This is a genomic window from Actinoplanes sp. NPDC051633 (genome assembly GCF_040681735.1).
Classification (GTDB): Bacteria; Actinomycetota; Actinomycetes; order Mycobacteriales; family Micromonosporaceae; genus Actinoplanes.
Genome location: NZ_JBFAZH010001642.1, coordinates 1 through 1,340, shown reverse-complemented (window position 1 = coordinate 1,340; position 1,340 = coordinate 1). Strand labels below are relative to the sequence as shown.

Genomic DNA, 1,340 nt, shown 5'->3' with positions numbered 1-1,340 from the left:
GAGAGCTACCGCCTGCATGGGCGTTCGGCCGACGCCGTTCCGCTGCTGCGGCGTGCCCTCGCCCTGGCACGCCGCCAGTCGCCGCCCGACCACGACGAGATCACCGATCTTGAAGGCGATCTCCAAGCGGCGGAGAACGAGCAATGACGCCTTCCCGAGAATCGTTACTTCATCCGGCTACAGGAGACATCGATGGTCTACGCCCCCCGACAGAAGGTCCGCGCGGACCTGCCGTTCGAGCAGGTGCGGTTGCTCGGCCCGCACGGCGCGGAGGCGGCCGACAAGCTGGCCGCCGCGCACGCCGAGTTGACCAGCCGGGGCGCCGACAATGATGCCGTCCGGCTCATGGCGATCGACCAGGCCGCCGCGCGCCGCGATTTCCCGGCCCTGGAACGGATCGGCGCCGGCGAGCAGCCCCTCAACGAGCTGACCGCCATCGAGCACCGGGCCGTCCGCCGCGTCGTCGGGTGGCGCAACGCCGTCGCCCTCCTGCCCCTGATCGCCACCTGGTGTTTCCTCGGCTGGGCCAGCTGGTGCTACCAAGAATTGCTCGAGGCCAACCCCAAGTTGTCCACTGAGCCGTTCCTCGTGCTCTGGCAGCAACGCTTCCGCGGATCGACGATCCCGACCTTCGCCGAGACGGCGCTGATCGCGTTCGCACTCCTCTTTGTCGTGCTCTTGCTGACGGTGCGAGCACACAGCCTGGAGGGCCAGGCGAATGCCGCCGTGGCCGCGGTGTCGACCAAGGTGGACGACGCCATGGAAACCCTCGCGCTGGCCGTGCAGACCAGCAACGTCCGGCCGCCGGACACGGCTCGGGAGTGGGCCGAGGCCGCGCAACGGGTGCTCAGCGAGACACAACAGATGATCGCCGACGTGGAAGGGCGTACCCGAGATCTCCTGGCCGAGGCCGTCGCCGAGACCAGTCGCCTCGCCCAGGAGAACAACCGCATCACCGCGTCGGCCGAACAGGCCGTGCAGGAACTTCACCAGCAGGGCCGCGAGCTGATCGCGGCCCTGGCGCAGGAGATCCAGGACACGGTGGTGGCCGTGCGGGCGGACAACGAGCAGTTCATCGGCCGGACGACCACCGAGGCCACCGCCGTCCTGCAGCAGGCCGTGGAGGCCAACCAGCGGCTGCTCGACCAGCAGCTGTCGCCGCTGTTCAAGGGATTCCACGAGTCGCTCGAGGAATACCGATCGGACCAGCTCGCCTATCGGACCAGCGCGGAGGCCATGGCACAGGGCGTCACCGGTCTGACCGAGGCGACCAAGGAGCTGGCCGACAGCAGCAAGTCGTACACCACGGTCGCCTCCTCGATCGATCAGCACCTGCGGCT

At 68.7% G+C, this 1,340-nt stretch carries 1 protein-coding gene; it reads left to right on the top strand.

The features are described from left to right. Positions 1-192: 192 nt before the first annotated feature. A partial coding sequence (locus tag AB0M20_RS43885; RefSeq protein ID WP_364307459.1) for a hypothetical protein occupies positions 193-1,340 on the top strand: 1,148 nt, incomplete at its 3' end.